Raw genomic sequence first — 1,370 nt, forward strand, 5'->3', positions numbered from 1 at the left:
AAGTCTCACAAGTGGGAATGTGACGCAAACTCCGGCAAAGTAAGTCTTACAAGCGGAAATGTGACACAAACTCCGGCGAAGTAAGTCTCTCATTTTGCTCCAAAGTCTTTCTAGTTGATTTGAAAAGGCGAGCAACAAAGGATTACTGCTGTTAGATCACTAAGCAAAGTCGTCATGATCGTTATCCGCAGGGAAACGGCGGCAAAATATAAACTTATTACCTTTCTGAAGCCAAGTAGGCTATAATATTAAGAGTAAATAAAGCAAGATGGAGTGTAGAATGACAAATCAGAAAAAAAGTATCGATGAGAAAGTCAATCACTGGCTGACCGACCCAAAAACTTTTTTCTTTCTTGGGTTGGTAGTGATCGTGATCATTGTCGGAGCAACCCTGTTTTCAGGTAACTCAGACAAACGTTATTTGGATAAGCAAGGATGGAATTTGGAAATCAACGAAGGTACAGAGAAATTGAAAGTAAACGTTTATTTTGATGGGGATAAGGCGTACGGATTTGTACCTCAGCAAACGAAGTTATCCAAAAAACATGCTTCTAAGGTTGAATATAATAAGAAACGTCACCAAGTTAGCGTGTATGGGTCTAAGTCGCAGATGACTTTTTTGATCGGCAAAAAGAAAAATGATCAAGTTGAAGGTTCAGTCACTTTTGGTCATAGCAGCGAGCAGTATTCTTATGTGATGACTAAAGACGACACGATCCACCTTAAATAATAGCGAGACACTTAGTAGTTAATTTCACTTTAGCGGTGAAATCGACTGTTAGGTGTCTTTTTTGCTTGCGGTTGGTTATTTTGGCAAAGCGATATTTGCTGGCAAACAAGAAGATCGCTATATGTAAAGGCTTAAAAGGGGCTGCATTTGTAATTCCTAACATTTTAAATAATAGCGTGTTAGAATTAAAAAAACGGTACCGATTTCATAATGGAATGAGGAGGAGTTAAATGAAAAAAGCGACTTTTATTGCACAAGTCCAAAATGGCTTGATCGTTTCTTGTCAGGCTTTGCCGGGTGAGCCGTTATACTCAGAAACCGGCGGGGTAATGCCCATGCTGGCACGAGCGGCTCAAGAAGCTGGAGCTGTTGGGATCCGTGCAAATTCGGTCCGTGATATCAAAGAGATCAAAGCAGCGGTCACTTTACCAGTGATCGGTATCATTAAACGGGATTATCCTCCAGAAAAGCCCTACATTACTCCCACAATGAAAGAAGTGGACGAATTGATGGCCGTTAAACCAGAGGTGATCGCATTAGACTGTACATTACGTCCGCGACATGACGGCTTAACCATCACCGAATTTATCCAACAGGTCAAAAGCAAATATCCTAATCAATTATTGATGGCGGATATTTC

Annotated in this window: 2 protein-coding genes; both read left to right on the plus strand. The window is 40.7% G+C overall.

Annotated features, from left to right (window positions below):
• Positions 1-280 precede the first annotated feature (280 nt).
• Entirely contained in the window at positions 281-730 is a 450-nt protein-coding gene (locus FC65_RS10685; protein ID WP_010498401.1) for a hypothetical protein, read from the plus strand.
• A gap of 230 nt (positions 731-960) precedes the next feature.
• Positions 961-1,370: N-acetylmannosamine-6-phosphate 2-epimerase (locus tag FC65_RS10690; RefSeq protein ID WP_420864795.1), on the plus strand; the 410-nt coding region annotated here is incomplete at its 3' end.

Source organism: Ligilactobacillus acidipiscis DSM 15836 (assembly GCF_001435755.1).
Lineage (GTDB): Bacteria > Bacillota > Bacilli > Lactobacillales > Lactobacillaceae > Ligilactobacillus > Ligilactobacillus acidipiscis.